The 6,124-nt window shown below is 71.3% G+C and carries 3 protein-coding genes and 1 pseudogene; 2 read left to right on the forward strand and 2 right to left on the reverse strand.

The features are described from left to right. Both AB0J68_RS24750 and AB0J68_RS24755 read right to left on the reverse strand, forming a co-directional pair. The coding region (locus AB0J68_RS24750; RefSeq protein ID WP_363940603.1) for an FtsK/SpoIIIE domain-containing protein at positions 1–2,340 on the reverse strand (2,340 nt) is incomplete at its 3' end. Continuing rightward, positions 2,326–3,804, reverse strand: a pseudogene (locus tag AB0J68_RS24755) (DNA translocase FtsK 4TM domain-containing protein); the annotation flags it as partial. The pseudogene AB0J68_RS24755 and the gene AB0J68_RS24750, both read right to left, overlap by 15 nt. A 113-nt stretch (positions 3,805–3,917) precedes the next feature. Between AB0J68_RS24755 and AB0J68_RS24760 the strand changes: the two are divergent. Both AB0J68_RS24760 and AB0J68_RS24765 read left to right on the forward strand, forming a co-directional pair. Next, entirely contained in the window at positions 3,918–4,388 is a 471-nt protein-coding gene (locus tag AB0J68_RS24760) for a YbjN domain-containing protein (RefSeq protein WP_354859200.1), read from the forward strand. A gap of 80 nt (positions 4,389–4,468) precedes the next feature. Then, on the forward strand, positions 4,469–6,106 hold the full coding sequence (locus tag AB0J68_RS24765; RefSeq protein WP_363940604.1) for a YbjN domain-containing protein: 1,638 nt from the start codon (positions 4,469–4,471) through the stop codon (positions 6,104–6,106). The last annotated feature ends 18 nt before the right edge of the window (positions 6,107–6,124 follow it).

Raw genomic sequence — 6,124 nt, forward strand, 5'->3', positions numbered from 1 at the left:
CGCGAAACCGACCCGCAGCTTGCGCTGGAGCATCGAGGTGGAGCCGAACTGCGAGGTGACCACCAGCTCCACCGCCTGCACCAGCAGGTCGAGGTCGTCGCCGATGTCCTCGTCGATCTTCTTCTTGTTCTCCTGGGCGGGGGCCAGTACGTCCGGACGGAAGTCGGGCTCGCGCTGGTCCTTGCAGAACTTCACCACGTCGGCGATCTCGCGCTCGGTGACCCAGGCGCCCTGGATCCGGACCGGCTTCGAGGCGCCCATCGGCAGGAAGAGACCGTCACCGCGGCCGAGCAGCTTCTCCGCGCCGGGCTGGTCCAGGATGACCCGCGAGTCGGCGAGGGACGACGTGGCGAACGCCAGCCGGGACGGCACGTTCGCCTTGATCAGACCGGTCACCACGTCGACCGAGGGGCGCTGGGTGGCCAGCACCAGGTGGATGCCGGCGGCCCGGGCCAGCTGGGTGATCCGGACGACCGAGTCCTCCACGTCGCGCGGCGCGACCATCATCAGGTCCGCCAGCTCGTCCACGATCACCAACAGGTACGGGTACGGACGCATCTCCCGTTCGCTGCCCGGCGGAGCCTTGATCTCGCCGTTGCGGACCTTGCGGTTGAAGTCGTCGATGTGCCGGACCCCGTTGGCGGCGAGGTCGTCGTAGCGCATGTCCATCTCGCGGACCACCCAGTCCAGCGAGTCGGCCGCCTTCTTGGCGTTGGTCACGATCGGGGTGACCAGGTGCGGGATGCCCTCGTAGCCGGTCATCTCGACCCGCTTCGGGTCGATCAGCAGCAGCCGCACCTCGTCCGGGGTGGCCCGGGTGAGGACAGACACCAGCAGGGTGTTGAGGCAGCTGGAGTTGTGGGTGGGGATGCACGCGCGGCTGGCCAGGTACAGATGACTCGGACTGTCGACCTCGATGCACCGGACGGGCACCGAGGCGATTGGTCGTACATCCACGATGTAACGACGGGCAGTCGTGGCACGCCCGTCGACCACCTGGCGGCTCGCTTTGCGTGTCAGCCGGAAGACCTTGTCGGCCGGGGTGAAGTGAATTCGATAGAAGGTGGAGGACGACTCGCTCCGGCCCTTCACCCGCTTGGTCGTCATTGTCGCCCGGTAGCCGAGCCCGATGATCAGCTCTAGAGCATCCTGTGCCAGACGTTGGTTTGTGAGCCCCAGCTCGACTCCGCCCCGAGGGGAAATTGTTCCGTCCGTGTCCAACAGACCAGCCAGCAGAGCCCGCCGCTGCTCCTCCGAGGAGCGCAGGTAGCTGGCAGGAATGTGTTTCGTCCCGATCTCGCGGAACAAGTGCCGCAACGTCCGGTACTGCTCTCGGAGCGCAGAGTCTGGCTCGCGGCGGCCCGGCCGTGCAACCCTGGCCCGACCGCGAGCCGCCAGGCATACAGCGGAAAGGCCGACCCCGGCCTGCCGAGACGCCCGAACGAGGCTTACACCCTGAGCGAACAGATTCACAGCCTCGGCGATTCGCCCGTCCCGTTCTGGTTTGTTGGAGATCGTGTAATGCATCCGGCTGGAGGGGCGTTTCGTCACCACGTACCCGTCAAGCCGAATGTTGTCCAGTAACTCATCCTCGTCGCAGGTGAAGGAGGCCGAGCCGGTCGTGCCATCACCCAGCCAACAACCCATCGTGTACGGAGCGATTGGTAGATCCTGCTCCGGATAGTCGAGTGGTCCACACACCGCAACCGCATGGTTGGCCCAGGACCCGCCACGCCCGACCACCCGCAGCGAAGCTGCGATCTCTTCGGTCGTCACTGGCCGGTCGTCGAAGCTGCGCCTCCGACCCGACCGGCCTGGATCAGCGACGAGTTCGTTCAACGCCTGATAAAGACGGTGGCGGGAATAGGCGGGAACTCGGCGGGCCACCTCGCGTCCGCCCCGCACATAGCTGGTCAGGGTATTGCCGAACTCCTTCGGCAGCCCACGCACCACCTTGTACAGCGCGTTCCGAAACTGCTGGCCGACATCGGAGACAACCTCGTCGGTCGATACCGAACGATCAGGCTCTGCCAACACCTCGTCGGTCTTTGTAGCCAGCCGGTGCCGATCATCCGCCGACCAGTAGGCCCCGTCCCTCCAACGATGGGTTCGCTGGGTCCGGCCAGCTCTGGTCGTCGTCTGCCATTGGTGCTGCGCGTCGGCGACAATCACCGTGCCGTCGGAGAACTCCACTTCGTAACAGGGGCGGTCGTACATCACTGGGGTGGCAGCGACGATGGTGCAGCTACGGCCGTGTTCGTCGAAAACCTTCCCGCCAACCTGGAGGTCGCCCATCGTGGACCAGCCGTCAGGTGTCGGGATCGGCGTGTCCAGGGCCAGCGCCTTGCCCGCGCCGGTGGCCCCGGCGATGAGGATGTGCGGCATCTTGGCGAGGTTGGCCACCACGTAGCCGCCCTCGATGTCCTTACCGAGCGCCACCACCATCGGATGGTGGTCGCTGGTCGCCGCCCGCGAGCGCAGCACGTCGCCGAGCGCCACGTTTTCCGGGTCGGTATTCGGGATCTCCACGCCGACCGCGCTCTTGCCCGGGATCGGGCTGAGGATCCGTACGTCCGGCGACTTCACCGCGTACGCGATGTTGCGGGAGAGCTGCGTGATCCGCTCGACCTTGACCCCGTGCCCCAGCTCCACCTCGTAGCGGGTGACAGTCGGGCCCCGGGTGAAGCCGGTGACCGCGGCGTCCACGTCGAACTGGTCGAAGACGCCGGTCAGCGCGGCGATCACCTCGTCGTTCGCCTTGCTGCGGGTCTTCGCGGCGGCACCGGCGCTGAGCATGTTCGCCGGGGGCAGGGTGTAGTCGCCGGACAGACCGGTCAACGCGAGCTGCTCGGCGCGGGTGGGCGCGGGCGAGTGCTCCGGCGGCTCGGCCGGCTTGCGGCTGGCCGGCACCTTCGCCGGCGCCTTGCGCGGCAGGACCATGGTCTCCTGGAGGTCGGCGCCCTCCAGATCATCGAAGTCGTCCGGGTCGATCGGTGGCGGCATCCGCTTCGCCGGACGCTTGCGCGCGGGCCGCGCGACCGGCTCGTCGTCCTCCTCGGTGGCCTCCGGAGGCGCGATCAACCCTCCGGCGAGCAGGCCCAGCCGCTCGGGAATCTTGTTGATCGGCGTCGCGGTGACCACGAGCAGGCCGAAGAGCAACAGCAGGACCAGCAACGGTACGGCCACCCACGCGGTGACCGCCCGCTCCAGCAACCCGCCCACGCCGGCGCCGACCAGGCCACCGGCGTAGTCACGCTGCACGGTGTTCGTCGGGTCCTGACCGATCTGGAGCAGCGCGGCGGTCGACACCAGCAGCGAGCCCCACCCGATCAACCCGCGGCCCCGGTGCTCCGGATCGGCCGGCTGGCGCATCAGCCGCCACGCCCCGATCATCAGCAGCACCGGAACCACCACGGAGATCGCGCCCAGGAACAGCCGGATCGTGTCGGCCAGCCGCGCGCCCACCGGACCCGCCCCGGAGAACCAGAGCGCGACGGCGGTGAGCAGGGCCAGCCCGAACAGCAGCAGCCCGCCGCCGTCGCGACGGTGCTCGGGGTCGAGGTCGCGGGCGGAGGCGGCCTGCCGGCCGGCGGCCCGCACCGCCCAGCCCATCCCGTGCGCCAGCCCCATCCACAGTGCACCGATCGCGCGGCCAACGTAGACGGCCGGCCCCGGGCGGGCGGGTGTGGTGCGCCGCCGTACCGGCGCCCGGGTCTTCTTCGCCGGTTGACGGGCACGGCTGTTGGTGCCACCGCGCGGCGACGCGCCGCGTCGCCGGCTCGCCTGAGAGGTACGGCCCGCCATAGAGTCACGGTAACGGTGGGGCCGGGCAGATCGCCGCTTTTCCGGGTCGTGTCCGCGCGTCGCAGCACTGACCCCGCCGCCGGTCGTGATATCCGCCTCAGAAGGGATGCCCGATGGCGTCGCCGAGACTCGAGGACGATCCGCTGGCCGGGCACCCCGGTAGGTTGCGCCCGTTGACCGACGAGCTGGTCGCCGCGGTGCTCGCCGCGCGTGGCCGGACGGTCGGCCGCGCCGTGAACGGTGACCTCGTGGGTCGCTTCGACGACAACCTGATCTGGTTCCTGCGTCTCGGGGTGGACGGCGAGTTGCTCCAGGTCCGCACCATGGTCGCGCCCGCCTTCGGGATCGAGCAGGTGCCCGCCCTGTACGCCTTCTGCAACGCCTGGAACCACGACCGGCTCTGGCCGAAGGCGTTCGTGCACGTCGACGACGGCGGTCAGGCCCGGATCTACGGTGAGGTGATCACCGACCTGGAGCGCGGGGTCACACCGCACCAGCTCGACCAACTGCTCGACTGTGGCATCACGGCCGGCTGCCAGCTCGCCGTCGCCGTCGGCCGGCTGCCCGGCGCGGTGTCGGCGTGACCGGGCGGGAGGAGGCGGCGGGCAGCCGCACCGACCGGGCGGACGGCCCCTCCGATGGCCGGGTCGCAGGTCAGCGCGTCCTGGCGCTGGTGGCCGCGCTCGCCGACGCCCGGGACCTGCCCGACGGGCCCGGTCGGCTGGTCGCCCTGGAACGGGTCGCCGAACGGGCCGACGCCGCCGGGGACGTCCGGTCCGCGATGGACGCCCGGTTCGCCCTGATCGAGGCGTACCTGCTGCACGGCGAGCGGTGGCGGCTGGTCGAGCCGTTGCGACGCTGCCGGGCCGCCGCCGACCGGTGGCCCGCGCTGCTCACCGACGCCGAGGCTGAGCTGCTGGCGCGCTACCAGCGCTACGCGGTGGAGGCGCTGCTCGGCACGCCTCGGGTCGGGCTGGACCAGACCCGACTCCTGCTGGACGACCTGGCCCACCGGGTGGGGGCGGACGGCCCCGACGCGCCGACCGTCGCCGAGCTGCGCTGCCGGATCGCCGACCACCTCGGCGACGAACCCACCGCCCGCCGCTTCTTCCAGGGGTGGGCGGGCACGCGTCCCGGCCCGGCCGGTGGATGCCCCGGCTGCGCCCCGGCCCGACGCGCGGAACTGCTCGCCGGCTGGGGCGAGTGGCAGGCCGCACGCAGTGAGCTGCGGGCGTACGACGGCGACGCTCAGGAGTGCACCGACCAGCCCGAGCGGGCGCTGGTCGCCGATCTGCTGCCGCTGTTGCGGCTCGGCGAACCAGAGCAGGCAGCGGCGGCGCACGTGCGGGCGTACCGGCGACACCGGCGCGAGCGCTCCGCCTTTCCGTACCTCGCCACGCATTTGCGGTTCTGCGCGCTCGGCGGGCACCTGGAACGCGGGCTGACCGTCCTGACCGAGCAGCTGCCCCGACTGGACCGGCCCACCGACGACCTCGCCGCGATGGAGTTCGCCGCCGCCGGGGCGCTGGTCTGCGGGCTGGCCGAGGAGGCGGGGCTGGGTGACCGGACGGTGCACCGCCCGGCGTACGCCGATCGCCCGGCCACCGAACTGGAGGTGGGCACCCTGGGCGCGCTGCTGCTCGGCCTCGCCACCGACCTGGCGGGCAGCTTCGACGCCCGCAACGGCACCGGTCACCAGTCCGGCCGGATGGCGGCCTGGCTGGCCGAGCGCCCATCCGCGACGGCAGCGCCGCTGCCCGCCGACGACGAGGCCGCCGACGAGGTTGGCGACGAGGCCGGCGCGCACGAAACCGGCGCGCACGAGGCTGGCGCGGACAAGCCCGGCGCGCACGAGGCTGGGGCGGACGAGGCCGGCGCGGAGGCGGACTCCGAGCGGGAGGTGATGGCGCTCACCACCGACATGATCACCTCGACGCTGGACAGGCGCGGCGACCGGTACCTGGTCGACGACGGCGGCACCGTGGTCGGCCGGTGGGGTGCGGCCGTGATCCAGTTCCGTCGGGCCGGCGAACGCGGCGAGGTGTTGCACACCCGGGCGATGGCCGCCCGCCGGCTGCCGACCGCGCGCCGCGCCGAGGCGTACGCCTTCTGCAACGCCTGGAACCACGACCGGCTGCTGCCCAAGGCGTACGCGCACGATCTCGACACGGAGATCGTGCTCGCCGGGGACGTGGCGACAGACCTGGCCCACGGGGTGGCGCCGGCACAGCTGCTGGTGCTGGTGGACGCCGCGATCGCCACCGGCGTCGCGTACGCCGAAGCGGTGGCCGACCTGCCCTGACCGCCCGGCGGCCGACAC

It is taken from the genome of Micromonospora sp. NPDC049580 (assembly GCF_040675595.1).
Lineage (GTDB): Bacteria > Actinomycetota > Actinomycetes > Mycobacteriales > Micromonosporaceae > Micromonospora.

Excerpts from the sequence above, each read along its gene's own strand:
- AB0J68_RS24760 (WP_354859200.1), top strand. The coding sequence starts at position 3,918 with ATGGCGTCGCCGAGACTCGAGGACGATCCGCTGGCCGGGCACCCCGGT.